The sequence below is a fragment of the Marinobacter sp. NFXS11 genome (assembly GCF_040148675.1).
Classification (GTDB): Bacteria; Pseudomonadota; Gammaproteobacteria; order Pseudomonadales; family Oleiphilaceae; genus Marinobacter.
The window spans coordinates 513,923-538,231 of the sequence record NZ_JAGDDV010000003.1; the positions used below are offsets into that span (position 1 = coordinate 513,923).

Below are 24,309 nucleotides of genomic sequence, written 5' to 3' on the forward strand. Positions count from 1 at the left end.
CGATACTGGGGTGTCGCCAAGTGGTAAGGCAACGGGTTTTGATCCCGTCATGCGCAGGTTCGAATCCTGCCACCCCAGCCACCTTTCTCCCGCTTCTTCTGAATCAAACGCCGATACTGAGAAGGATGCCGTCGTGTCCAAACTGATGATCTTCGCTGGTAACGCCAACCCTGAACTTGCTCAGGCGATTGCCCGCAAACTCCACATTCCCATGGGTCAGGCCACTGTAGGCCGTTTCAGCGACGGGGAAACCACCGTCGAGATCAATGAGAATGTCCGCGGCCATGATGTGTTCATCATCCAGCCGACCTGCTACCCCACCAACGATAACCTGATGGAACTGATCGTGATGGCCGACGCACTTCGCCGTGCTTCCGCTACACGGGTCACCGCCGTTATCCCCTATTACGGATACGCGCGCCAGGATCGCCGGGTACGCTCTACCCGTGTTGCCATCAGCGCCAAGGTGGTCGCAGACATGATTTCCAGCATCGGCGTTGACCGGGTTCTGACCGTTGACCTGCACGCCGACCAGATCCAGGGCTTCTTCGATATTCCGGTGGACAACATCTACGCCACACCGGTCATGCTCGAGGACATCTTCAAGCAGCGTTTCGAGAACTTTGTCGTGGTATCTCCGGACGTTGGTGGCGTGGTTCGCGCCCGTGCCGTGGCCAAGCGCCTGGACGACGCCGACCTTGCCATCATCGACAAACGTCGCCCGAAAGCGAACGTGTCCCAGGTGATGCACATCATCGGTGATGTCAAAGACAAGACCTGTATCCTGGTGGACGACATCATCGATACCGCCGGCACGCTGTGCAAAGCGGCCAACGCCCTGAAAGAACACGGCGCGGCCCGCGTGGTTGCCTACATCACCCACCCGGTTCTCTCCGGCCCGGCCATTGATAACATCAATGCCTCGCAGCTGGACGAACTTGTGGTCTGCGATACCATCCCGCTGGGTGACAAAGCGCACAATTGTGATAGAATCCGCGTCCTCGGAATGGCCGGGCTGCTTGCGGAGTCTATTCGCCGCGTAAGCAACGAAGAGTCCATCAGTGCCATGTTCGAGAATGCCTGAGTGACCTTTCGGTCGTAATATCAAGGCATTACAAGCAGTTACCGGGTCGGGAGCCTACACAGGCTCCCGACGCTTTTAGTCAGCCGGAAAAATCCGGCTTTTCAAAAACATCACCTGATCCAACGCCTGGTCGCGGGCAGTTCAGGTGACGATTGAGGTTATTACCATGTCTCAGGAATTTGTTATCGAAGCATTTCCTCGTGACGATCAGGGGAGAGGTGCGAGCCGCCGCCTGCGTCGTGAGGAACGGAAAATCCCGGCCATCATCTATGGTGGCAACAAGGATGCAACTCCGATTGCTATCTGGCACAACGAGCTGAAGAAAGCCCTGGAGAACGAAGCCTTCTTTTCTCACGTTCTGACCGTTGAACTGAACGGCAAGAAAGAAAGCGTCATCCTGAAGGATCTGCAGCGTCACCCGTACAAGCCGATCCTGACCCACGCTGACTTCCTGCGCGTCGACAAGGACCACGAGATCCACGTCAACGTACCGCTGCACTTCGTCAACGAAGACACCGCTCCGGCTATCAAGCTGCACGGCGGCGTAGCGAACCACCAGATCAACGAAGTTGAAGTGATCTGTCTGCCGCAGAACCTGCCCGAGTTCATCGAAGTGGACATGACCACTGTCGAGATGGACCAGGTAGTTCACCTGAGCGACCTGAAACTGCCGAAAGACGTCAAGATTGCCGCCCTGCTCCAGGGTGAAGATCACGACCTGCCTGTAGTGGCTATCCATAAGCCGCGCGGCGCCAAGGTTGATGACGAAGCCGAAGACGGCGAAGAAGGTGAAGAAGGCGAAGACAAGGAGTAACCACTCCTGCACTGAGGAGGGCAACGGCGAATGGCGCAGGATATTGTCATGGTGGTTGGTCTGGGGAACCCCGGCGCTGACTACGAGAATACCCGCCACAACGCCGGCGCCCTTTTCGTGGAAGCTCTGGCTCGCACCGCGGGCCAGACGCTCCGCCCCGAAAAGAAGTACCACGGGCTCTATGCCCGCATTCAATGGCAGGGCCTGGACCTGCACCTCCTGAGTCCAACCACCTTCATGAATCGCAGCGGCCTGGCCATCAAGGCGCTGGCAGACTTCTTCAAGATTCAGCCCCAACAGATTCTGATTGCCCACGACGAACTCGATCTGCCCCCGGGAACCGCCAAGCTCAAGAAAGGTGGCGGCCACGGCGGACACAACGGCCTGCGTGACACCATCGCCCATCTGGGCACCAACGATTTCCAGAGACTGCGCATTGGTATCGGCCACCCCGGCGACAGCCGCAGGGTCACCGGATACGTTCTCGGCCGCCTGGGCAAACAGGAAACCGAGGAACTGAACGCAGTGATCGACGAAATCATGCGGGTATTACCGGATGCGGCCAGCGGCAAACTCCCCGCCGCCATGAATCGCTTGCACAGTTTCAAACCGGTATAATCCGCTCAAATTTTTCCAGTACCAGCAGAGGCATTCCATGGGATTTAACTGCGGCATCGTCGGCCTTCCCAACGTCGGCAAATCTACCCTGTTCAACGCATTGACCAAATCCGGCATTGGCGCGGAAAACTTCCCGTTCTGCACCATCGAGCCCAACGCCGGTGTTGTCGCCATGCCGGACCCGCGCCTCAACAAGCTGGCGGAAATCGTAAAGCCGGAACGTGTCGTCCCTACCACCATGGAATTTGTCGACATTGCCGGCCTGGTGGCAGGCGCTTCCAAGGGTGAGGGCCTGGGCAACCAGTTCCTGGCCAACATCCGCCAGACCGATGCCATCGCCCACGTGGTGCGCTGCTTCGAGGACGACAACGTCATTCATGTTGCCAACAAGATTGACCCGGCGTCAGACGTAGAAATCATCAACACAGAACTGGCTCTGGCTGATCTGGAAACCGTTGAGAAAGCCATCAAACGAGTTCAGCGAGTTGCAAAAAGCGGCGACAAAGAAGCCAAGGCCCAGCTCGAAATGTTTGAAAAGCTGCTGCCCGTGCTCAACGAAGGCAAACCGGTGCGCAGCATGAACCTCGACAAGGACCAGATAGCGCTGATCCGGGAGCTTTGCCTGCTGACCGTCAAGCCGACCATGTATATTGCCAACGTCAGCGAAGATGGGTTTGAGAACAACCCGCATCTGGACACGGTGCGCAAGATCGCCGAGTCGGAAAATGCCGTGGTTGTGCCCATCTGCAACAAGATAGAAGCCGAAATCTCTGAACTGGAAGACGATGAAAAATCCATGTTCCTGGAAGAAATGGGCATGGAAGAGCCAGGCCTGGATCGGGTAATTCGCGGCGGCTACGGCCTGCTGGGCCTTCAGACCTACTTTACCGCCGGGGTGAAGGAAGTCCGCGCCTGGACCGTAAAAATCGGCGCCACAGCGCCTCAGGCCGCCGGCGTGATCCACACCGACTTCGAACGCGGGTTCATCCGGGCAGAAGTGGTGAGCTACGACGATTTCGTTCAGTATAACGGCGAAGCCGGGGCCAAGGATGCCGGAAAATGGCGCCTGGAAGGCAAGGAATACATCGTGAAAGACGGCGACGTTATCCACTTCCGCTTCAACGTGTAATTTTTCAGGAAAAACTGGGGTCTAAGCCTTGACAGAAAGGGCCCAAATACTGAAAATACGCGCCTCGTTTGGGGCGATGCCCAAAGCGAAATGGCAAGGTAGCTCAGTTGGTTAGAGCACAGCACTCATAATGCTGGGGTCGGCGGTTCGACTCCGCCCCTTGCTACCAAGATTCAAAGGGTTGCGACGCAAGTCGTGACCCTTTTTTTATGGTTGTCCCCTTTTTGTCCCCCGTTGCCCCAGACGGTGGTAGTATTTCGCCTACCTCTTTTATCGGACGCAAGATAACCATAAGGAAGTTACTTTGAAGAACCTCATTCTGATTGCCCTGGTAGCGTTCGGCGCATGGCAGTTCTATCAGTCGAAACAACCGGAAAGCCAACCCACTCCAGTGGCTAATCCAATGGCTGAACAAAAAGCATTGATCGAGGAAGCCAAGCGTGTGACCAGTTTTCATTGTGACGGTAGGCAGCACTGCAGTCAGATGATGTCCAGGGCAGAGGCCGAGTTCTTTATCCAGAACTGCCCAAACACGAAGATGGACGGTGACGGTGACGGCATTCCGTGTGAAAACGATTCCAGGTTTTGACCACCAAATGGATTGAGAAGTGATAGATCAACAAGGAGCAGTAATGAAACGGATTGTTTTTGCAGTGCTGGTTTTGGCTATCGCAGGAAGTTCGACAATTGCTCACGCCGAACGATTCGAAAAGATGAAGCCGGACTATTATAAATTCGACTACAGATACAATAACTGGCGGATCATCAATAGCTCTGTCTGCGATAGGTACAGCGGTCTAGACTGGAAAGGGTGCCGTCGGTACGCAAACTGGTTCTTTGCCAAGAAATGCTGGGAGTATAGATACGAACTCAGGCATAAATCAGGCAGCGTGAGACAGAAGCTTATGAAGCAAAAGGAGATGTTCTGTCACGCCAAGCAGACCATAACCCCGCTCGGATGATGTCATTAGATGCTACTTTGCCAAGCACCCGCTCCCAGTAGCATCTCACCAATTCCCTTCTCTCTCACGAATTCAATGCAATAGCACTCACAGGCGATAACCGCACCGCTGATTCCAGGTGATCCGGCGATAGGTGCGCATACTTCATGGTCATGGTGATGTTTCCGTGCCCAAGGATGCGCTGGAGAGTAAGAATGTCTCCACCATTCATCATGTAATGACTTGCGAAAGTGTGCCGGAGAATGTGTGTCAGCTGTTGCGGTGTTGAGAACCCACACCGTTTATAAGCAGCCCGAAAAGCGGATCGACAGGGGCCGAATAAACGCCCTGGACCAGGTAACGCATTTTCCAGGATCTGCTCCTGGATCTTCGGATCGATGGGAACCGCCCTACTCTTTCCGTTCTTCGTATCCCTGAAGATGACCTTGCCTGATACAAAGCCCGAGTTGGTGAGGGTTTCCGCTTCTATCCATCTGGAGCCCGTCGCCAGGCAAATCATGGCCACTGACCAGACGAACTCGTTTGAACTCTGCCGGCATTCATCCAGGAGCTGGTTACACTGATCAATGGTAAGGAAGGACATTTCCCGTTCTTTAACCCTAACCTGGCGAACCGGCCCGATCGGGTTGGTTTTCAGATGACCAATCCGAACCATTTCGGCGAAGACAGCCGACAGGTAACGCTGTTCGTGATTGCAGGTGCCTGGCGTGACTTCCTTGATTCGTTCAGCGCGGTACTCCATCCAGTCAGTGGCAGTGAAGTCTTTGATCCTTGGATTACCCAATCGGTCGCAGATAGCGTTTGTCCTGGATAAACGGTACTTGGCATCTTTCAGAGTGTGGCCGTGGTAGTCGTACCACTTCTTAACCAGGTCTTTTAGCCGTTCCGAGGGTGCGCGATCCTTCCGGCCATAATCCCGCACGAACTGAAGTGCATCGAGGCGGGTTTTGAAGCCCTGCTTTCGAACACGGGGACCCGTCTTCTTACCAAATGGGTAGAAATCGACTCTCCAGCCGTTGTCGGTCTTCTCGATCACGCGGCCACCTTGGTCAGTAGTCGTCGCCTTATTAATCCATCGTCCACGAGCCGATATAACTCGTTTTCGTAGATCTCCCTCCGTCGGTAGTAGTTACAGAGGTCTTCCCAGAGGCCACTTTTCTTGAGGCAATCCCAAGCCTGACGAGTGTTAAACCGGTTGCGGGCATAAATGCTCAGGAGATTGCCGAAGGCGAGGGAAACGTTCTTTTCGTTGCCGCAACCGGGTTCCTTTTTTGCGCGTTTGTAGAGCAGATCCGGGGCTGAATAGCCGAAGCCGATGTCTTGCCGGAGCTTGGTCCAGATGGGGTGTACCCAGTCTCTTTTGACCTCGTAGCGGTTGCCCTGGAGGGCGTATTGCCAGAGCCCGGTCAGGTGCGGTACCGCGTCCATATAGGTGAAGATGGGCTTCATGCCAGGTGTACCCTGGGAGATCTCGTTGACGATCCGATGGTGGAAGCGGATTTCAAGGCGCCAGACGGGTTTGTCGGGGTCATAGCAGGTGTCCGGGAAGGAGTCTTCATTGACCGCACATTCCCAGATGCCCTCCATGAAGGCACGCTTGTCGGAGACATCGATTTCCTTGGACTTGTCGTAGAGGCAGACTTGCAGGCTGTTGGCCTTGCCGAAGGTGTAGGTCTCGCCTCGACCGTTGATGGTGGTTCCGTGGAGTCCCTGGAAGTGAAAGTCACTCAGGCCGTTGTGAACGGTAACGGTCTTTGCCCTGGTTACGAAGTGCTGGGCGAAATCTGCAGGAGGCTCCCAGCCCTGGAAGTCGACGGCCAGGTGGAGGGCGATGCCAACGGGTTTGATGCCTTTCAGGAAGTGAATGCCCCACCCTGCGAGTTCATCATGGATCTGGTCGCTGGATCTCTCATAAAGCCAACGGGGAGAGGTTTCGATCTTGACGTGGGTTCCCTGGTTATCCGCTTCCGCATAAAAGTTCTGGATGAGAATCGTCAGGCCATATTCACGGTTTTGCAGCAGGTATTTGAAGCCACCACGCCGGCCAGACTGGACGCGGAATTGAACGCCACGGATCTCGACCGAGGCTTCGAAGCTTTCATCATAGGCGGTTGCGATATCCGCGAGTACTTCAGGCTTAAGCCTTCCCTCGAATAACTGACGGACGGTATCGGTTCCGGTCCAAAGAACGTTTACCTGGGAAAGATCCACCTGGTTACCATCGGGACCGATGAACAAATCCCCTTTTCCGACCTCACCGGTCTGGACGTTGAAGCGCTCAAAGTCGTTAATCATATGTAGTGTTCCTTTCTGTCTGTTATTGAACCGAAGATTCGGTATCTATGAGACGTGTTACAGGGACGTCTCTGGGCTTCGCCCGCTCCCTGCCGCTCCTCGCCATCGTCGCGGCCGTCCGCGGGCTACGCCTCTTCATTCACTTTCTGAAGCGGGTTTGCGATGTCTCTCGGGTACTGATCGGGTTCAACGTCCGGGCGTGGCTCCGGTTCGCGGATGCGGTTTCGTTGGCAATAGACATCCTGGACGTTCTCACCCCGCCACCAGAGTTCGGCATGGCAAGGCGTGTTGTAGCGGACCCAGTAGCCCATGCTGGCAACGTCCTGTTGGTTCAAGGAGAACTCGCCCTGGCGGTCGAGGCCGTGGAACAGGTAGACGCGGTTGAAGTGGCCGGCGATGCGAACGATGGAGTCGGCTAGAGGATGGGAACGTGTGTTCGGGTGACTGGCTAGGCCACCGCTGTTCGGAGTACCAGCTTGAGGATCGCGGACATTACCACCATCAGACAGAGCATCAGGGCCAGCCGCATCGATACTCTGAATATTCGCCGGATCGCCCGCATCGAAAGTTCTCTCCCTTTCGAAGATGCTGACCGCAAGGTAGGCAAACACCAGTAGAGAAATGACTGACAACGAAAGATAACCCACAACGCGTTTATCTTTAAAAACGCTTTGGGGGCCTTGATTGGACTTATGGTCGCCGGTCTTTGTGCTCTGGTAGGTGGCGAAGATCGTCGGGTCCGATTTGTATTCTTTCGGGACTCCGTATGCATGGGTTTTGGCTTTACCATTGTTCTCTGGGTCATGTTCAACTTCCCTCCATTTGCCCTTCTTCCAGGGCAGTAGCTCACCCATGGAGTAATGACGGAAGGCCACCTGGGCGGCCTGTCGGATGTCCATATGGACTTTGGATATGTTTGGGGTGCACAGGAAGACGTCCCAGTTGTAGTGCCGGTGCATGTCGTAGGCTTCGAACATGTCGGCGGGGCGTTCGTCCTGTTTGGCCTGATCAGCGCCTCCGGGGTAATCGAGATTTTCCGGTTTGAAGTCTTTGCGCTTTGCCGGGTAGATGGCCTGGGCTTCGTCGATAAGAACCATCGCCCCTTGTGGGGCCCAGTGGAACCATCGGGCCATGTAGTCCTTTTCGTCCCTTCCCTCGGTGTTGACGTTGAGAATGGCTGCTTCTTCGGGGAGGTTTTCGTTTAACACTTCCTCCACTTTTTCCAGGGAATCGAAACCGCGAATGTTGGTGACCACGGTTCGCCCTTCTCTGAGAGCCGGGATGGCGTGACGTTGGAGGACGCCGAAAGACTTATAGGAACCGGGGTGGCCGTGGTGAATGACGATGCTCATGAATGCTTCCTTAACCTGGTGTCTTTTCTGTTTTTCCCTTTCATCACTTTGGTTTGCAGAACCGGGTTAGCCGATCACGTCCATGACGTAGCGGGTGACTCTCGCGTTGATGATCATGTTGAAGGCCTCGGGGAGCTTGAGGTAGGTGGCGACGCCTAGCACCTGGCTATCGAGTTGGCCCCAGTAGGTTTCGATGGTGTCGGAGACGTTGAGCTGGCTCAGGACTTCCTGGGCCACTTCCCAGCTGTAACCAATGAAGGCGATCTTGGCTTTGGTGGAGGCAATGACGATCCAGGCGCCGGCCTTGACCATCCAGTCGTCGATCAGTGCGGGGATGCTTTCGAAGAAGGCCCAGATGGCGTTGAAGAAATCAGCGATGAATTCCATGGTGGTTACCCCTTTCCAGTGAAGAGAATGCCGGCGCTGATGAACGCGGCGCAGAACAGGACGATGGCCCCAAGGATGTCGAGGCCGGCTAGGAAGCGGTTGAGCGAGAAATTGACGTCCACACCCATAATGGATTTGGTGTTGTCGGCCATGGAGCCACCGCCGCTGAGGTTGGTGCTGAACATGGCCTGCACTTCGTTTTTGATCTCGGTGATCTTGGCCTGGTAGTCGGCCATGACCTGGTCGTAGTCGGCGTCGGTGTCACTCAGTTCGGTGTCGATGGGGTTGCCGCTCCAGGTGACGGGTGGGTCTTGTTCTTCTCCGTCGCCCTCGTCTCCGGATCCACCGTCGTTTCCGCCATCGTTTCCACCTGAACCTCCACCACCGCCGGCGAGTTCGCCGTTTTCGCCCATGGTTTTGAGGGAGCCGAGGTCGTCGGCCATGGACTTGAGGACGCTTTCGATCTTGCCCAGGTGCTGGTTGGATTTGTCGGTTTTGTCGTTGCCGAGGCCGAGCAGGTCGGCGAGGTTGTCGAGGCCTTTATCGAGGGATTCGGGGTCGTTCTTTTCCTGGTATTCGTCCGGTTCGCCATCACCGTCAGTGTCGGTGTTGGGCTCTTCCGGGGTGTCGGGTTCTTCGGGCTGATTTTCCAGGGTTTCGCAGGTGAAGCCGTAATCGTCGATGACGGCGATGGTGCCGGATTTGCACTTTGGGGGTGCGTAATCCTCGGAGATGCAGCGCAGCTCGCCGTTGAAGAAGCCGACCGATCCGCCGGTACCGTCGCCGGAACACTGGTCGTAATCGCCACACATGGACGAGGAGCCTTTGCCGTAGCCCAGGACGAGTTCGCCCCGGTAGTCGGGGGATTCAGGGGTGCATTCGTCCTGGGGTTCTTCGGGTTTCTTGAGGCAGATGCCGTCAAAGGAGCCGTGGGCGCATTCGCTGATGCACTGGACGCCTTCGTCGGCGTAGGGGTCGTAGTTCTTGCCCTGCTCGGCACAGGTCTCTTTGTTGTCGGGGCCGGTGTAGTAATAAATATGTTCGAAATAGCGCGTGGTGAACTGGGCCTGACCGAGGTAGGTTCCAGACTGATAAGGCGGAATGTTCTGTGAAGCGAAAAGCTCGCATCGGCCGTAATCCGTCTGGCAACGGGGCAGCCAATAGGATGAGAGCGCGTTTTCATCACGAGCCCCACAGCCCTGGGCTTGTTCGTAGGCGTCGACCACTTCCTGAGAGGGCCTGTCGATCCGGCTGGAACCGCACTTTCGGTTGGCGCTGTATATGTGCCAGTCGTCTGAAGGGGGCGCCGGGATGGCTTGAGCCAGTCCGGTGTAGATCAGGGCGAAGATGAGGAGGAGCTTTCTCATGGTGGTGCGCCAATAAAAAGGGCCGGTTGTCCGGCCCTCTGGGTTTGCGTCAGTTGCCGTTGTATCCGAGGGCAAACATCGAGGCCCAGAGGGCCCCGATTAGTACACCGGTGAACATTACCGGCGCAGGATGCTGACGATCATGCCCAGGCCGGTCACGATGGCGACCAGGGCAATCACGCCAGTCACGGCGGTGGTGACGTTGGTGGAACCGTCGGTGAAGGCTCCGTCGATGGCGGCGGAGTGGTCCACTGCGGCGGCGGTGCCGGCTGCGAACCCTGCGACGAGGGCGGTGCCGATTTTGGCGCTGCGACGAGCCCAGACGCCGTTCTTTGCTTGCTTCATTTCGATTACTTGGGACATGGCTTTTTCTCCGGTTTGGTTTAAGTGACCTTCCGCATGACCTGGACAACCCGGCTCAGTCCGATTCCGATGGCCCAGAAGACCAGGGCCGAACCCATAACCAAACCGATCATTTCAGGATCGGGCGAAAGGTATTCAGCAAACACCGTTTCGATGTCTTGTTGCTGAATCTCTTGAACCGTCCAGGTGCCGCCGTTGCAGGCCATGACTGCGTTGCCATTGATGGTTTCGCTGGTCAGGGTGCCGGTGCATTGGTAGTTCTGGACGGTTGGCATTGGTGGCTTCCTTTAGGCAGCCGGTTTCTTGGTGACGTCCTGGGGTTTCATGTCCAGGGCCTTGAAGGTGATCTTGCCGCCCTGCCCGGCTTTCATTTGAGCCTTGACGGTGAACATGGCCGGGAGGCGTTCGGCGTGGTTGCGGAGCTGATCGATGTGTTTCCAGTCGCAGGCGATTTTCATGACTTCGTTGCCGACCCGGTTGTCGTCGTCAGCTTCGGCTGGGGAGTAGGCCCACAGGGAACCGCCCCGGTTGCCGTCGATGTCGTAGCGGGTGGCGCCGATGATCATGAGGTTCAGGTAGTTTTCCATTGCGTGTGTCCTCTGGTTTCGTTGGGTGTTGCTCGGTTGCGTGTTATTCCCGGAAGCTCCGGGAGGTTTGAATCTGGGTTATGCGACCCCTTCGGGGCGGGCTCTACTCGCTCTGCTCCTGGCCACTAAGGTGGCCACCCTTACGGGTGACGATCCCTGTCGCCTGCCGCACTCCGTTTGCCTCCTGTGCTCATGGTTCGGAATCAAGGGGCGGGCGTCCTCCCCCGACATCCTCACCACTCCGGATGCGCACTGTGGACCAGCCAGAGCCCGCCACAAGGCCAGGGGGCCTGTGGCCCTGGCGCTGCGCGCCAGCCTTGCAACGGTCACTGTCCGGCCCCCTTTTCGTGCGCGAGTGGTGACGATGACGGGGGCGGACTCGAAGGCTTTTCAGGGGGTTGGTCCTGAGTGCCAAAGGTCGGGCAGCCAGCCTCCAGCCATGCGGTCAGGACGGAACCTCCGAGGGTCCACAGGTCTGTTCCGCGTTGGATGGCTTCCTGTTGGAGCTGGAGGTAGATGGAGGACGGGGCGCAGACGTAGAAACGGCGCTCTTTGTCTTCCACCTGGTCTTTTCTGGGTGGGATGTGGCTCATGGTTGCGTCTCCGTGACGTTGGGAAGATCCAGGTGGCCGCAGTCCCAGGCGTCCCGCAGTTGTATGAGGCGGTCAAAGGCCGGGCTGTGATGGCCGGTGGCTTCCAGTTCGTGGATCAGGGCGTCGGTGAATCCCGCCTTACAGCGGGCCATGTAGTCGCACGGGTAGTCGGTGCGCACTTCCTGCAGGAGGCTTAACTGATGCAGGAGATTGTCAAAAAGGCCTTCCAGGGCCTGGGCAGTGAGCGCAGAGGACGGACGAGGGCCCTGGAAGGCAAAACTGGTGCGCTTTTCGTTCGGTGACAGCCTCATGCCCTGCCCTGGCTTCTGATGAATGCGCTTGATCATTGGATGGAGGCCTCCATCCGGACGGAATGCATGAACGGGCTGATGGACCTGGACTGCACATAGGTAATGAAGGCGGATTCGGCAAGCTTGGCGTAGGCACAGAGGGTGCTGTCGAGCTGGTCGAAGGCGGCCATCATGCCCTGGATCTTGATTAGGCATTCGAAGGCGGTTTCCCGTTCGCCGTTGTCCAGGAGCTGGATGGCCACGTTGAACAGGGTCCGGATCTGGTGTTTCTTGAGTTCTCGGATAGCGGGGGTCATGCGTAGGCCTCCAGGCAAACACCTTTATAGAACTGCCCTGGCATTGCCCCGCAGGCTTTCAGTTGTTCGCGGCGCAGCACGACAGCGCGAGGAAGAACGCCTTTAACGCTCTTGTAGTAGTTCAGGTAGGCGTCGAGGTTGGCGCGGATCTTCAGGGCCCTAGGGTTGTCGATGAATCGCACGACGTCGCCACCAACCGGCGGTTGATCAATATGGGAAGAGACGAAGCGCCAACCGGCAGCACCATTTGTATGGTCGCCACCAACAGCCAACCACTGACGGCCAGACTTGCTGACAGCCACGGTTCCAGGCCTGACCATTCGGGCGGGGCCCAGGCGGTCAGAGGATGCGACGAACTCAGAGCCGTTGAAGAAGTAGAAGGTGCAAGCGAGGAGACGGCCTTTCTCTTTAGCGACACGGACGATGGTCTGGGTCTTTCTGCCGACTCGGTTCAGGGGCTTCATGGTCATACCTCCTCTTCTTCCATCTGTTCCAGGAGACGGGGGATATTGACCATGCGGTGACGACCGATCTTGTGGGTAGGGATGTAGCAACGTTTGATCCAACCCTCTACTACGCCGTGGTCTACGCGAACCCAATCGGCAAACTCACGCCAGTCCATAAGGACGGGCCAGTTGAGCTGTTTAATGCGTTCGGCTAGTTGTTCGTCTATCATGGTCATTGGTCAAAAACGTCCATAAACGGGCACTAAAGATCATAATTACTCATTCATATTGAATGACTACAGAGGCAATATAGACTCATTCATAATGAATGAGTATTTGAATTTACCTATGATTCGAGAACGTTTGATTAGCCTTTTTAACCGTCAGAGAACGACCGTCTGGTTTGAGGAAAGGACCGGCATCAAGCGGTATCGTTGGCAGAACATCAAAAGTGGGCACAGCAGGCTGGGCGCAGAAGAAATTGAAGCTGTGGTAAAACTGTTTCCCGAATACAGCCTTTGGTTAGTCAGCGGGGAGATAGCGCCAGAAGTAGGACAGACCAGCCCTGAATATGATGAAGTGAAATCAAAGTTAGACAGTCACGCCGAGGGATAGCAGTAACTAAACGAGTCATGGAAAAATGGTTCCCGGATCGGCAAGACTAAAGGATGCAGTAATGAAAGGATTTGGCTTTTTTCTACTCTCGCTCCCCTTCCTGGGAGTCGCCAACGCAGACCCCATCAGCGACACAATACACGACGCATCTAGAGCTTATGGTGAGCATGTAACTGAAACTATCTGGAGGAATCGTTGCTCTAGCCCAGAGTCTGTTCGGCTTCATGCCAACTGCTACGTAAATCCGGAAGGAATAGCACTTTGGGAAATGACTGGCCCAGAGAGAGAAAGATGGAAGCCTACCGCCGTACAGGAAAGTGTAAGACTTCAGCAAGAACACCGGCGGCAAATGGAGATCGCCAAAGAACAAGGACATCGGGCAGCTCGAGAAAACCGAATGAATCACCAGATGTGTGAGTTTTGGATACAACAGGCCAAAAGCAACAAAAGAACACAAAAAATAGCCGAATACTGCAATTGAAAGGCACTAAGAAAACAGAAATGGCAGAACGGCGCTCCCCGAACAGACACCATCCGCTAAGCTGAGAGATCGCTCCGGAAATTGGCTAGACAAGCCCCGAATACGACGAAGTTAACCCAAAGTTAAATAGTCACGCCGAGGGATAGCAGTAACTAAAGGAGTCATGGAAAGGTGGTTCCTGGATCGGCAAGACTAAGAACGTTTTGGTGCAAGAAAGTGAGTAGCTTATATTCTAGCAGTTCAGCTCAAATGGGATGCTATACGCTAAAAAAGCCATTAGGTTCCACCGGGAACTGATGCCCGGTGGCATCTCGAACGACAGCCGCCTTTTCAAATCGAATTAAGGCTGCCGAACAAGGGTACCTGGCTGCAAACAGTGGCTAAAGTTATACCGTGGCCGAACCTTAAGTTGTATGGCAAGCGTTGGCGCACCAGTAACAACCATTTATACGGTTTCCTGGCCATTTTTGCTTAGCCAAAGCCACTGCCTCCTTACAGGAGGAATGACGACCCAATTTAATCTGGTTTTGTGGGTACGGCATGTTATGACATGGAAAGTCCAAATTATGAACCTCATGGTCACCATTATCTTGAGGACTCTTATTGATAACGAACTCTTGCACGTAAACCTCCAATTACACGTTCAGCATAGTGAAGGATAGTACGCGTTTATGTATAGTCAAACCGTAAACTAAAAATATAAAGCATTTTCTTCTGATAAAACTAGATATCCCGAGTCACTCTATAGCCCTAAAAGTATTAACCATATCTTGAGAAACAAAGTCAGGAAAATCTTTTATAACCGTGCTTATAATTTCTTTTTTCAATGTTTTATCGCCTCCGTTATTTGATCTGACGCTGTTCAAAACAGGCCATACATCTTTTACTGTCTTTTCCAAATCATGACCGTTACTTTTAATAAAAAAAGAGTCAATACTAAGACTTTTACCGCTCAACAATTCGACAGAAACCTTGCCCGAAAGAGTAACGCGCGAAGACAAATTTGACTCGACAGCATCAACAATTTTTTGGGCATCATCATGGCTTTTACTAATCAATTTAACAACATCTACGTAGGAAAAGCATGAATCCAGACCAACATCCGAAGGTTGGGCGAAATTCTTGTGGATTAGATAAACACCCAAAAAGAAAGGATCAAAAACAAAATTCTCTATTGCGTACCGAGTTTCATTACCTAGGATAATAATCTGACTTTCCGGCCTATTTTTCATATCAAAATCAATCAAACCATATACACGATCATTACCTTTATCTCTGAGATTCTTAACGATACTTATTACGTCGCTGCAATTACTTCCCGTATGGGTGTGAGGTGGTAAAAACTCAGGGAGAACATCAAATTTAACTTTTCTAGATACTATCTCAAAGAATAACTCAAAGTACTCGACGTCATTCTGGTGTTCAACAAAAACTTGACGCCTTCGTTCAACAGAAACTCGAAGATTGGGTATACCATAGGCGAGAAACCCCATTGACTCTTCTAGACTACACCTAGCAGGTACCTTATTTTCAGCGGAAACCTTGTATAATGAAGTCGGAGGAGCGCATGCAATAGTCGTGGGTGAATGGGTCGAGATCAAAACAGGTATCTGATGCTTCATTACTATTTCTTCTTCAAGAATTTCAAGCATAAGCTTGGACATTGAAGGATGTAAAGGCGCATCGGGCTCATCTACAATCAGGGCTTGAGCCCTATCTCCCGATCCCGTGGAGTTATAGATAGCCAAAGCCAAAGACATTAACGTTTTTTCTCCTGTTGACAAGTCATTGGTACTAACTTCAATACCCGAAATCTTATGGACGAGCTTAAAGTAAAAAGTAGAGTCTCTCTTTGTTAACATTGGATTGTTTACTGTGTATGGCAAATCCAATCGATCGAGGACCGAGTTAACAAAGTCCCAAGGAGGGGCACCAAATTTCTCACGAAATTCTTCTTCACTTAGATATTGACCGCCGCCTTCAACTCCGTCATCCAAATATACCTTATTCAGCTTATTATCAAGATACCTTACATGGTAATTTTTAAATATGAGCGCAAATTGAGCATTGAAAAAGTCACCCTTTGAAAGGCGAACCGAGCTTATGCCGTCAGCTATAATATCTTCGTTAAGTTCGGAAGGGAAAATATCGAATTTCTCACATATAGATAAAACAACCTCTTTGTGATCAGCATTTCCAATATAACGCATTATTGGATCTTGCTCTTTACTTCCAGGCTCAACAACAGTATTTGGTCTTCTAGCTAGTTGCTCCTTTGCATTTTCAACATCTCTTGCAATTAGCTTTATTCTCTGAGCTATCTGGGCAGGATCACAAGACTCATCAACTTTGGGACTTAAATCTCCAAAGGGAATATAAACAATATTCGTTATTTTGGAGTCATCAACAATCACGTCGCTCAGCTTAGAGTTGCTAATCGCCTCAAAGAGGTGTGTTTTTCCACTTCCATTTTCGCCAGTCAAGACGGTAAACAAAGGGAGCTCAAAGCTAAGACTGGAAGAAATAGACTTATATTCCTTATTTATGCGTATTTTCATATATTAAAACTTAATTCAAGTGAAAATAATTAAAATCAATACTTAACGTTATCAAAAGATGGTGGTTTTAGGAACAGAAAAAGGCAATGTTTTCGAACGGCTTCAGGGCTTGAAGTACAGAAGAAGATCGATTTTAGAAAGAGGCCATCTTACCTACCTTCCAAAACTTGAAAGCCTGTTGACGACCGGATTTCCTACGCAACCGACTAATCGTGAAACCTTGTGCTAGCCACTGTACGCCTTGTACATGTCCCATGAACCCAATCCTCTAACACTGTAGATTAAGCATGGCAAGCCTTATTCCATAAGAGTATTTCGCACCAACACAGGTTATCATTTATGATAACAGACAAGAAAATGGGAGATGGAATGGCCTGGGAAATTGAGCTTTACGGAAAGGTAGACGAAGACCTGGCAGCAATGCCACCCAAGATTCAGGCGCGGATGATTCGCTTGATGGAGCTGATGGAGAAACACGGCGCCAATCTTGGAGAGCCACACACAAAGCCACTGGGTGATGAGCTGTTCGAAATCCGGGCCAAAGCGAAAGAAGGGATCGGCAGAGGTATCTTCTGCTACATGAAGGGTAAACGAATCGTGGTTCTCCACGTGTTTGTAAAAAAAGATCAGAAGACACCAAAGAAAGACCTGGAGCTCGCGAAAGAGCGGTTAAAGGAGGTCAGGAAATGAAAAGCTTTAACGACTTTAAGAAGAAGGCACTGGAAAACCCCGAGGTCCGGAAGGAGTACGACGCCCTCCAGGACGAGTTCAACCTGATTGATCAGTTGGTCACTATGAGGACTTCAGCCGGTCTTACCCAGGAGGAGGTTGCCAACAAGCTGGGCACCAATAAGAGCAACATCTCCAGGCTTGAGCATGGCAAAGGGAACCCAAGCTGGAGCACCCTTAACAAATACGCTGCTGCCTGTGGCTTCCGAGTAAAACTGGAGGCCGTAGAAGACAACCGGGAATCCGCTTGATGTCGGTTGCCCCCTTGCCTACCGCCGTGTACCTTAGTGCCCGTTAACGACCGGCCAGAATACGCAAGTAGCTGATTTTGAACGCCTGTGCACTTTAATGAACGCCTCACACAGGTCTCATAATGCTGGGGTCGGCGGTTCGACTCCGCCCCTTGCTACCAAGATTCAAAGGGTTGCGACGCAAGTCGTGACCCTTTTTTATTGTTTGACTAAAAGTTGCCTACAGGGGGGTGTCAGCTCCGCAACGGCTATGGTCTCGTAGGAGTATCCCAAGAAACTTGGTTCTGGTGCGCAATGGAACGACACTCTCTGATTGCCTTCCGGAGATCCTCAGTAAAGCGACTGTCATTCACTTTGTGAGAAATGTACATCGAGAGATCTACCCAGGCCGCTGTCCGATTATAATAGGGCTTATCGTATTTGTTCATGTAAGTGTCGATCAGCACCCAAGGCAGAACAACCACATCGACGCGATTATTTTTGAGCAGTTCAACTGCCTGCCCCCAATCAGACACGTCAGTCACTTGTGGATCCTCTCCTCTCAAAAGCTTGCCACCAACAAACTTCCGGACGAACGCGAACCGAAGACCAGTCAGACTATCCAACGGTGGGAGATCTCGCAGGAGCAGATAGACATACTCGGTCTGGAACAATAAGCCGCCAAAGTCCGCGTATTCATCCCTTTCCGGCGTCTGCACCAGGGGCAAGCCGGCAGATATGCCACCTTTCCTCAAGCGGTAAAGCATTTGAGCCAAGGGCATTTCAACGAATTTAAAATTTCCCTCCACGCGATTAAAAACGCATCGATAGTAGGGCGCGAAACGGCCCACAAGCTTTCCGTTCTCAACCGCAATTTCCCGATCGATACCATCAAAGACGCCGATTACGTGGGTGCGTTTGGAATCAGCAAGCAGGGATACTGAGAACAGAGACAACCAAAAGATTTGGAGAAGACTGAGCAAAAATGCCCGTTCCATGATCCACCTCCAAGGCACGCGGATCCAGTGCGTGTTTTTTACTGCATTTCGCGATTTTCGCTGCCGTTAATGTAGGCATATCCGACTGAACCTCTACGGAATGTACTTCTACTCTACGGAATGTACTTCTAATAGTAGTAACAAGACCTCCTAATTGCTCAAAAAACGGTCATTGTCACACTGCAGGCAGGTTAAACAATCTTTGACAGTTGCCTACGAGGTATTCGGATAGGCTGGTTGGCTTGTCTCTATGCGCGATTCCGAGGTTGTATCCGACAGTGAGCACAAGAAAGATCATTCCGGTATTCATGGCGTTGGTTTTGGTACCAGTCGCACTTGCGTTCGCAGGACAGACAGGAAAAACCGCTGCCGCTTCGATCGGGATCTTCTGGTTAGCCCTTGGCATTTTCTTTTTCAATGACATCAAACGTTACATCACGAAGAACGAGGAACGTGACCAGGACTAAGTGAAGCTGCGGAAGACAGCCGAACAGCAGACTACAGGTGATCTGGTGACAGATGGGCATACTTCATGATCATGGTCACGTTGCCGTGCCCAAGAATCCGCTGAAGCGTATGGATGCCACCCCAATTCATCATGTAGTGACTGGCGAAGGTGTGCCGAAAAATCTGGGTGAGCTGTTAAGAAACGGCCCTAAGGGTCAGGGCCGCAGGCTCGAGTACTCCGCCCCTTGCTACCAAGATTCAAAGGGTTGCGACGAAAGTCGTGACCCTTTTTTTATTGGCTGAATACAAGTTGTCTACATCGAGGACGGGGAGTGCGAGTCAACGCCAACAATCTCCGTATTGATAGCCTCTTCTATTTTGCAGCGCTGGATCGCCAGCATCAGAGCGCGCTGAACGTCGGTGCCCCGCAACTTTTTCGACATGTATAAGGAAACAGGAATCACGCCGACCTCCCAGGCAGAAAGTACCTCCCGCTCGCTGTCGAGAAAACGCTTCGCCATACCTGATGGCATTACAGCAACATCGATTCGCTGCAGTTTGAGCATCTCCACTAACTGCGACCAATCTGATACTTCTTCGACTCTACCCGCAGACTCTGGAATAAACTGTTTGCCGACAAAGCCCAAAACGATCCCATATCGTAGCCTGGGCGTCTCAGCAAACGCCGCATCAAGCTGCAACGATCGTAAGCTTACGATCGAAAACCCGGCACTGTACAAAGGACCAGCGAAATCGGCTTTCTCGTCCCTTTGTGATGTTCTAGCTATCGGTAGCACGATATCGAGCCTGCCTAGCTCAAGCTCAACCAGGCCACGATTCAATGAGACAGAAATCGCTTCGATCTCCAACCCGGAGTGGTCAAATACGCAATGGTAAGGTTTAGATAAATCGCCAGTGAGCTGCCCCTCCTCAACGCCGATCCATCCGACAGTATCATCAATGACACCAACAGACAGACGTTCTGAAGAGTGTGCGTAGGTCATAGAAAAAACATGCAGCACACACGTTAAAATGACGAATCTCACCCTAAAGACCTCCCAATACCTGCACTGGCAACTTTTTCAGGCTGATTCTCCCGGCTTTCACACCAGAACTGAAAACATGCCACGCACCAACAAAGTGCAAGATATATCACATCCGCAATCAATAGGAAGGATTACTCAATCGATTACACTGTATTTTACGAATGCCTCTAAAGTGTGATTGAGCGGACAACTGGCGAAGGTGTGACTAAGAATGTGGATCAATTGTTGCGGGGGGGCGGAGAAACCACATCGTTTGTAAGCTGCCCCAGAGCGCCGTACTTTTATCGATAGGCGGCGAATTCACTGACGCCAGGTCAGTCTTCTGGATCTCGCTGTCTCCCGGGGATATCCCAGGCCTCATGATTTTTCTCGCCAATCAAGCGGCAGGTTCTGATGGCATCCCTGAAGTCTTCCTTGAGACCGTTATCCTCTACACTGTGAGAAATGTACATGGACAAATCTATCCAGGCTGCGGTTCGGTCATAATAAGCCCCTTGATAGTCCTTGAGATACAGGTCCATCATGATCTTGGGTAGAACCACGACATCTACCCGACCGAGCCTGAGCATTCGGACAGCCTGCTCCCAATCAGAGACATGCGTTACTTGAGGGCTATCACCTTTTAAAAGCTCTAAACCCGCAAACTTCCGGACAAATCCAAACCTGAGCCCCGTCATGCTGTCCAACGGCGGCAAATCCTGAACCATGAGATACACATATTCCAATTGAAACAACGTACCGCCAAAGTCCGCATACTGATCCCTTTCTACCGTTTGAATTAACGGCAACCCAATTGAAATACCGCCTTTTCCAGTTGGCGAAGTATCTGGGCCAGCGGCATGTTAACAAACCTGAAATCGCCGTCTACGCGGCTAAAGACGCAGTGATAATAGGGCGCAAAACGACCCACGAGTTTTCCGTTTTCTACAGAAATTTCGCGTTCTATATCTGCAAAGACCCCAACAACATGGTGACGATTCGAATCAGCGGACAGGGACAGAGAAAAAAACAGGAACAAAAAGAAAGGAAAAAGCTTCAGCCATACGAGCCTTTGCATGTCCCACCTCCCAAGCATGCGAATACAGTGCATACCTTTTAAGGCATTTAAGCGAAAAAACGTGACATTGACTAACACACAACACCAAGCGCTTTTTTTATAGTAGTTGTCATATCGGCACCGTGCTCATCTTTTCCAGCCCTTTGCTTAGTGGTCTTTATCGGGCGGCGGTTAGACTCCGCCCCTTGCTGCCAGTATTCTGGCAAGCCCGTCGCGAAAGCGCCGGGCTCTTGAGCTTCTGGGGACGACCCCACCCTTCCCGGGCAGTGAACGCGGGACGACCCGCCTCCGTACAAAACGTTCTATGAGATCAACAAGAGACAGAGTTCGACAGGCGATTTCCTTTGAGGTTATCGGCCTCCTGCTTTCCGTTCCCCTCGCTGCCGTAACCTTCGGATTCGATATGGGAAGAACCGGAGTTCTTGGTGTGGTTGGCGCCACCATCGCGACCATCTGGAACTACCTGTTCAACCTGGGATTCGATCACGGCCTGAAGCACTTCAATGGCTCAACCCGAAAATCCCTGCGGATCCGTTTCCTGCATGCGGTGAGTTTCGAGTTGGGCCTGATGCTCATCTTCCTGCCGATCATTGCCTGGTGGATGGGCATTGGCCTGTTGCAAGCGCTGATCGTAGATGTGGCGTTCGTGGTGTTCTATCTGGTGTATGCGTTCGTATTCACCTGGTGTTACGACACAATATTTCCTGACACGGACGCCAAGAAATCCAACGCCACCTAAACAAACTTTGACAGTTCCGTAGGGGAGAGTCGGATAGGATAGAAGCTCCGCCCGAATGCGTTTTAAGGTTGTATCGCATTATGAAATCCCGCCACGCGCTCACAGTGTTCCTGGCCGTTGTTCTGGTCCCCATTGCCCTTGGGTTCGCCGGCGCGAGCGTGAAGGCGGCCATCCTGTCGATCAGTGTTTTCTGGGTCTGCCTGGGGATATTCTTCTACCCATCCATCAGTGACTATCTCAGGTCTGCAAGGAGGGAGCGGGACGATCCTCTAAAGACAAACTCTGTGGCATACTCACGAGCTAAAACCCATACACAACAACTTAGCAGCAAGGACCGTTGACATGAAACCGGAAACCCTCGCCCTGCACGCAGGCTTCAAAAGCGATCCCACTACCCGGGCCGCTACCACCCCGATTTACCAGACCACGTCCTACACCTTCGATGACACCCAGCACGGTGCCGATCTGTTTGACCTGAAGGTTCAGGGCAACATCTACACCCGCATCATGAACCCGACCAACGCGGTTCTCGAAGAGCGGATGGCAGAACTGGAAGGCGGTGTTGGCGCCCTGGCCGTGGCCTCTGGCATGGCGGCCATCACCTATGCGCTGCAGACCATCTGCAAGGTGGGCAACAACATCGTGAGCACCAGCCAGCTGTACGGCGGCACCTACAACCTTTTCGCGCACTCGCTGCCGAACCAGGGCATTGAGTGCAAAATGGTTCGCCATGACGATTTCGATGCCGTGGAAAAGGCTATTGATGAGAACACCCGCGCCCTGTTCTGCGAGTCCATCGGCAACCCGGCGGGCAACGTGGTCGATATCCAGCGCTGGGCCGAAATTGCGCACAAACACGGCATCCCGCTGATGGTGGACAACACGGTTGCCACGCCGTTCCTGTGCCGCCCGATCGAGCACGGCGCCGATATCGTGATTCACTCGCTCACCAAGTACATCGGTGGCCATGGCACCACCGTCGCAGGCGTTGTCGTGGATTCCGGAAAGTTCGACTGGAAAGCCAGTGCTGACAAGTTCCCGATGCTGAACGAACCGGATCCGTCCTACCACGGCGTGGTCTACACAGACGCCCTGGGCCCTGCTGCCTTCATCGGCCGCTGCCGAGTGGTTCCGCTGCGCAACACCGGTGCTGCCCTGGCTCCCTTCAATGCGTTCCTGATTATGCAGGGTCTGGAAACCCTGGCGCTGCGCATGGAACGTCATTGCGAGAACGCCGAGAAAGTCGCGAACTTCCTGCAGGAGCACCCGTCTGTTGAGTGGGTCAACTACGCGACCCTGGCCAACAGCCCGTACAAGGCGACCTGCGAGAAGATTTCCGGCGGGAAAGCGTCCGGCATCCTGAGCTTCGGCATCAAGGGTGGCCGGGAAGCCGGGGCAAAGTTCATCGATGCCCTGGAATTGATCCTGCGTCTGGTGAACATCGGTGACGCCAAGTCCCTGGCCTGCCACCCGGCGACCACCACCCACCGCCAGCTCAACCCGGAAGAGCTGAAGAGCGCCGGTGTGAGCGAGGATCTGGTGCGGCTGTCCATCGGTATCGAGCATGTCGACGACATCATTGCCGACATTACCCAGGCCCTGGACAAAGCCCAGGCCTGATAGCGGTCAACCGGGTACGACCAATGTCGTGCCCGGCACCCTCGTGATTGCCCCTATCTGTCTTGTAACTCCCCCGCCAGGCCATTACTCTTTAGTGTTCCCCATGCCCGAATCGAGAGTCCGGTTGCAATGAGCGAAAGCGCAAAAACCCGCATTACCAGTGGTTCCAAATTCCGCAACGAGCATGGCTTCTCGGCCATCAAGGATGGCGTCAAGCGGTCATCGAAGCAGGAAGCCACAACAGCGGAAAAGCGAGAGCCGAAGCCCAAATGGCTCCGGGCACGCATGCCCGGGGGCGAGCGCTATGAGGCGGTGCGCAAGAACGTCAGTGAGCACCGGTTGAGCACCGTTTGCCAGGAATCTCATTGCCCCAATATCGGTGAGTGCTGGACCGCCGGCACGGCCACCATCATGGTGATGGGGTCTGTGTGTACCCGGGCCTGCAAATTCTGCGCGGTGGACACCGGCAACCCGAAAGGCTGGCTCGATCATGAAGAGCCGGAGAACACGGCCAAGTCCGTAGAGCTGATGGGCCTTCGTTATATCGTGCTTACCTCGGTAGACCGTGATGACCTGGACGACGGCGGCGCTGCCCACTATGCCGCTTGTGTCTCTGCCATCAAACAGCGCACGCCGGAAGTCGCCGTTGAGGCGCTGACGCCGGATTTTGATGCGGTGATGGCGGACGTTGAGAAGGTGGTGGATTCCGGGCTGGATGTCTTTGCCCAGAACGTGGAAACCGTCAAGCGGCTGACCAGTCGGGTTCGTGATCCGCGTGCCGGGTATGAAAAAACCCTCCGGGTCTTGGAGCACGCCAAGAAGCACCGTCCGGACGTGCTTACCAAGACCAGCCTGATGCTGGGGCTCGGCGAAACCGAAGAGGAAATCCTGGAAACCATGGACGATCTGCGCGCCATCGGTGTGGATATCCTGACTCTGGGCCAGTACCTGCGCCCTACTCCGAACCACTTGCCGGTAGAACGCTACGTCACCCCCGAAGAGTTCAACCGTTACCGGGAAATCGGCCTGGAGAAGGGCTTCATGGAAGTGCCATCCGGCCCCATGGTCCGCTCCAGCTACCGGGCTGACAAAGTCTTCGATAAAAACAATCTGGGTCTTGCCGTGCCCGAGGTTCCCCAAGCCTCCAATGCCATGCAGATTCCGGTGAAGGCCATCGACTGAGAA

At 53.4% G+C, this 24,309-nt stretch carries 31 protein-coding genes, 2 tRNA genes and 1 pseudogene; 15 read left to right on the plus strand and 19 right to left on the minus strand.

Annotated elements, in window-relative coordinates; translation table 11 throughout:
• Positions 1-6: 6 nt before the first annotated feature.
• The 8 genes from J3362_RS18065 (at position 7) to J3362_RS18100 (ending at position 4,607) form a co-directional block, all read left to right on the plus strand.
• Positions 7-81 (plus strand) — tRNA-Gln (locus J3362_RS18065).
• Positions 82-133: 52 nt separating this feature from the next.
• Positions 134-1,084 carry a ribose-phosphate diphosphokinase gene (locus tag J3362_RS18070; protein WP_008176348.1) on the plus strand — a complete coding sequence of 317 codons (951 nt, stop codon included), beginning with the start codon at positions 134-136 and terminating at the stop codon, positions 1,082-1,084.
• Between the two features lie 166 nt (positions 1,085-1,250).
• A complete protein-coding gene (locus J3362_RS18075; RefSeq protein WP_349521637.1) occupies positions 1,251-1,898 on the plus strand; it encodes a 50S ribosomal protein L25/general stress protein Ctc in 648 nt (215 codons plus the stop codon).
• 30 nt (positions 1,899-1,928) lie between these two features.
• On the plus strand, positions 1,929-2,516 hold the full coding sequence (gene pth / locus J3362_RS18080) for an aminoacyl-tRNA hydrolase (protein WP_349521638.1): 588 nt from the start codon (positions 1,929-1,931) through the stop codon (positions 2,514-2,516).
• Between the two features lie 37 nt (positions 2,517-2,553).
• A complete protein-coding gene (ychF, locus tag J3362_RS18085) occupies positions 2,554-3,645 on the plus strand; it encodes a redox-regulated ATPase YchF (protein WP_349521639.1) in 1,092 nt (363 codons plus the stop codon).
• Positions 3,646-3,737: 92 nt separating this feature from the next.
• A tRNA-Met gene (locus J3362_RS18090) sits at positions 3,738-3,814 on the plus strand.
• A 135-nt stretch (positions 3,815-3,949) separates the two neighbouring features.
• Complete coding sequence (locus tag J3362_RS18095; RefSeq protein ID WP_349521640.1) at positions 3,950-4,234, plus strand: excalibur calcium-binding domain-containing protein; 285 nt, start codon at positions 3,950-3,952, stop codon at positions 4,232-4,234.
• 43 nt (positions 4,235-4,277) lie between these two features.
• Complete coding sequence (locus J3362_RS18100; protein ID WP_349521641.1) at positions 4,278-4,607, plus strand: hypothetical protein; 330 nt, start codon at positions 4,278-4,280, stop codon at positions 4,605-4,607.
• 64 nt (positions 4,608-4,671) lie between these two features.
• On the opposite strand, the gene J3362_RS18105 is transcribed toward J3362_RS18100, so the two are convergent.
• The 13 genes from J3362_RS18105 to J3362_RS18165 form a co-directional block, all read right to left on the minus strand.
• Entirely contained in the window at positions 4,672-5,643 is a 972-nt protein-coding gene (locus tag J3362_RS18105) for a phage integrase (RefSeq protein WP_349521642.1), read from the minus strand.
• On the minus strand, positions 5,640-6,902 hold the full coding sequence (locus J3362_RS18110) for a phage replication initiation factor (protein WP_349521643.1): 1,263 nt from the start codon (positions 6,900-6,902) through the stop codon (positions 5,640-5,642). The genes J3362_RS18105 and J3362_RS18110 overlap by 4 nt, the downstream gene beginning before the upstream one ends.
• 125 nt (positions 6,903-7,027) lie before the next feature.
• On the minus strand, positions 7,028-8,254 hold the full coding sequence (locus tag J3362_RS18115; RefSeq protein WP_349521644.1) for a zonular occludens toxin domain-containing protein: 1,227 nt from the start codon (positions 8,252-8,254) through the stop codon (positions 7,028-7,030).
• Positions 8,255-8,320: 66 nt separating this feature from the next.
• Positions 8,321-8,641: a DUF2523 family protein gene (locus J3362_RS18120; RefSeq protein WP_062787215.1), complete on the minus strand. Its 321-nt coding sequence runs from the start codon at positions 8,639-8,641 to the stop codon at positions 8,321-8,323.
• Between the two features lie 5 nt (positions 8,642-8,646).
• Positions 8,647-10,008, minus strand: coding sequence for a hypothetical protein (locus J3362_RS18125; protein ID WP_349521645.1), 1,362 nt, complete (start codon positions 10,006-10,008; stop codon positions 8,647-8,649).
• Between the two features lie 117 nt (positions 10,009-10,125).
• A complete protein-coding gene (locus tag J3362_RS18130; RefSeq protein ID WP_349521646.1) occupies positions 10,126-10,371 on the minus strand; it encodes a hypothetical protein in 246 nt (81 codons plus the stop codon).
• 20 nt (positions 10,372-10,391) lie between these two features.
• A complete protein-coding gene (locus J3362_RS18135) occupies positions 10,392-10,646 on the minus strand; it encodes a hypothetical protein (RefSeq protein ID WP_349521647.1) in 255 nt (84 codons plus the stop codon).
• A gap of 12 nt (positions 10,647-10,658) precedes the next feature.
• A complete protein-coding gene (locus tag J3362_RS18140) occupies positions 10,659-10,958 on the minus strand; it encodes a hypothetical protein (protein ID WP_349521648.1) in 300 nt (99 codons plus the stop codon).
• A 326-nt stretch (positions 10,959-11,284) separates the two neighbouring features.
• Entirely contained in the window at positions 11,285-11,551 is a 267-nt protein-coding gene (locus J3362_RS18145) for a hypothetical protein (RefSeq protein ID WP_048496294.1), read from the minus strand.
• A complete protein-coding gene (locus tag J3362_RS18150; protein WP_349521649.1) occupies positions 11,548-11,898 on the minus strand; it encodes a hypothetical protein in 351 nt (116 codons plus the stop codon). Before J3362_RS18150 ends, J3362_RS18145 begins: the two co-directional genes overlap by 4 nt.
• Complete coding sequence (locus J3362_RS18155) at positions 11,895-12,158, minus strand: hypothetical protein (protein WP_349521650.1); 264 nt, start codon at positions 12,156-12,158, stop codon at positions 11,895-11,897. Before J3362_RS18155 ends, J3362_RS18150 begins: the two co-directional genes overlap by 4 nt.
• On the minus strand, positions 12,155-12,622 hold the full coding sequence (locus tag J3362_RS18160; RefSeq protein WP_349521651.1) for a hypothetical protein: 468 nt from the start codon (positions 12,620-12,622) through the stop codon (positions 12,155-12,157). Before J3362_RS18160 ends, J3362_RS18155 begins: the two co-directional genes overlap by 4 nt.
• 2 nt (positions 12,623-12,624) lie before the next feature.
• A complete protein-coding gene (locus J3362_RS18165) occupies positions 12,625-12,840 on the minus strand; it encodes a DNA-binding protein (protein WP_349521652.1) in 216 nt (71 codons plus the stop codon).
• 88 nt (positions 12,841-12,928) lie between these two features.
• On the opposite strand from J3362_RS18165, the gene J3362_RS18170 reads away from it, so the two are divergent.
• Positions 12,929-13,219, plus strand: a complete 291-nt coding sequence (locus J3362_RS18170; RefSeq protein ID WP_502882446.1) for a DNA-binding protein — start codon at positions 12,929-12,931, stop codon at positions 13,217-13,219.
• Positions 13,220-14,437: 1,218 nt separating this feature from the next.
• Here J3362_RS18170 and J3362_RS18175 read toward each other — a convergent pair.
• Positions 14,438-16,258: an ATP-binding protein gene (locus J3362_RS18175; protein WP_349521653.1), complete on the minus strand. Its 1,821-nt coding sequence runs from the start codon at positions 16,256-16,258 to the stop codon at positions 14,438-14,440.
• Between the two features lie 369 nt (positions 16,259-16,627).
• Between J3362_RS18175 and J3362_RS18180 the strand changes: the two genes are divergently transcribed.
• Both J3362_RS18180 and J3362_RS18185 read left to right on the plus strand, forming a co-directional pair.
• Positions 16,628-16,948: a type II toxin-antitoxin system RelE/ParE family toxin gene (locus tag J3362_RS18180; RefSeq protein WP_349521654.1), complete on the plus strand. Its 321-nt coding sequence runs from the start codon at positions 16,628-16,630 to the stop codon at positions 16,946-16,948.
• Entirely contained in the window at positions 16,945-17,238 is a 294-nt protein-coding gene (locus tag J3362_RS18185; RefSeq protein WP_349521655.1) for a helix-turn-helix domain-containing protein, read from the plus strand. Before J3362_RS18180 ends, J3362_RS18185 begins: the two co-directional genes overlap by 4 nt.
• A gap of 248 nt (positions 17,239-17,486) precedes the next feature.
• Here J3362_RS18185 and J3362_RS18190 read toward each other — a convergent pair whose 3' ends face one another.
• Positions 17,487-18,215, minus strand: coding sequence for a transporter substrate-binding domain-containing protein (locus J3362_RS18190; protein WP_349521656.1), 729 nt, complete (start codon positions 18,213-18,215; stop codon positions 17,487-17,489).
• A gap of 278 nt (positions 18,216-18,493) precedes the next feature.
• On the opposite strand from J3362_RS18190, the gene J3362_RS18195 reads away from it, so the two are divergent.
• Positions 18,494-18,682 carry a hypothetical protein gene (locus J3362_RS18195; protein WP_216688062.1) on the plus strand — a complete coding sequence of 63 codons (189 nt, stop codon included), beginning with the start codon at positions 18,494-18,496 and terminating at the stop codon, positions 18,680-18,682.
• Positions 18,683-18,713: 31 nt separating this feature from the next.
• Here the strand turns inward: J3362_RS18195 and J3362_RS18200 are convergent.
• The 4 genes and pseudogenes from J3362_RS18200 to J3362_RS18215 form a co-directional block, all read right to left on the minus strand.
• A pseudogene (locus J3362_RS18200) lies at positions 18,714-18,857 on the minus strand (tyrosine-type recombinase/integrase); the annotation flags it as partial.
• A 119-nt stretch (positions 18,858-18,976) separates the two neighbouring features.
• On the minus strand, positions 18,977-19,708 hold the full coding sequence (locus tag J3362_RS18205) for a substrate-binding periplasmic protein (protein WP_349521657.1): 732 nt from the start codon (positions 19,706-19,708) through the stop codon (positions 18,977-18,979).
• Between the two features lie 314 nt (positions 19,709-20,022).
• On the minus strand, positions 20,023-20,496 hold the full coding sequence (locus J3362_RS18210; RefSeq protein WP_349521658.1) for a transporter substrate-binding domain-containing protein: 474 nt from the start codon (positions 20,494-20,496) through the stop codon (positions 20,023-20,025).
• Positions 20,487-20,765, minus strand: coding sequence for a hypothetical protein (locus J3362_RS18215; RefSeq protein ID WP_349521659.1), 279 nt, complete (start codon positions 20,763-20,765; stop codon positions 20,487-20,489). The genes J3362_RS18210 and J3362_RS18215 overlap by 10 nt, the downstream gene beginning before the upstream one ends.
• Positions 20,766-21,069: 304 nt before the next feature.
• On the opposite strand from J3362_RS18215, the gene J3362_RS18220 reads away from it, so the two are divergent.
• The 3 genes from J3362_RS18220 (at position 21,070) to lipA (ending at position 24,306) form a co-directional block, all read left to right on the plus strand.
• Positions 21,070-21,504 carry a PACE efflux transporter gene (locus tag J3362_RS18220; protein WP_108018775.1) on the plus strand — a complete coding sequence of 145 codons (435 nt, stop codon included), beginning with the start codon at positions 21,070-21,072 and terminating at the stop codon, positions 21,502-21,504.
• Positions 21,505-21,846: 342 nt separating this feature from the next.
• Positions 21,847-23,124 carry an O-acetylhomoserine aminocarboxypropyltransferase/cysteine synthase family protein gene (locus J3362_RS18225; protein WP_008176355.1) on the plus strand — a complete coding sequence of 426 codons (1,278 nt, stop codon included), beginning with the start codon at positions 21,847-21,849 and terminating at the stop codon, positions 23,122-23,124.
• Between the two features lie 129 nt (positions 23,125-23,253).
• The gene (lipA, locus tag J3362_RS18230) at positions 23,254-24,306 is read left to right on the plus strand and encodes a lipoyl synthase (RefSeq protein WP_014576159.1); all 1,053 of its coding nucleotides are present in this window, start codon (positions 23,254-23,256) and stop codon (positions 24,304-24,306) included.
• The last annotated feature ends 3 nt before the right edge of the window (positions 24,307-24,309 follow it).